The organism is Cupriavidus sp. KB_39 (assembly GCF_052114485.1).
Classification (GTDB): domain Bacteria; phylum Pseudomonadota; class Gammaproteobacteria; order Burkholderiales; family Burkholderiaceae; genus Cupriavidus.
Genome location: NZ_JBFREV010000202.1, coordinates 1 through 476, shown reverse-complemented (window position 1 = coordinate 476; position 476 = coordinate 1). Strand labels below are relative to the sequence as shown.

Here is a 476-nt window from a genome sequence, read left to right as displayed (position 1 = left end):
CCCACGGTGCCATCCACGGGCGCGCGCAGTTCCGTATAGCTCAGGTTCAGTTTGGCGATGTCCCGCTCGGCAATCGCCTGCGCCAGCGCGGCCTGCGCCTGCTGCTTCTGCGTGCCGATCACATCCAGTTGGCGCTGCGCGGCGAGCAGTGAGGCACGCGCGCGCTCGCCGTTGGCCTGCGCCTGCTTGTAATCCGAATCCGCCTTTTGCGAGCTTTGGATAGAGACCGCCGCCTTGGCCACCAGGCTGGCGTAGCGCGCCTGGTCGTCGCGGGCCCGCACGGTGTCGGCGTTGGTGGACGCAATGCCGGCCTTGGCCTGCCCGATCACCGCCTCCTGCAAGCGTGCGGTGGCATCGAGGTTGGCGAGCAGCGCCTGCTGCGCCGCCACGGCGCCCTCGGCCTTGGCCAGCGCGGCGCGATAGTCGCGGTCGTCGATGCGCACCAGCAGGTCACCGGCGCGGACGGACTGGTTGTC

Annotated in this window: 1 protein-coding gene; it reads right to left on the bottom strand. The window is 70.2% G+C overall.

The annotated features are described in order from the left end of the window. The coding region (locus tag AB4Z27_RS29530) for an HlyD family secretion protein (protein WP_441646048.1) at positions 1-476 on the bottom strand (476 nt) is incomplete at both ends.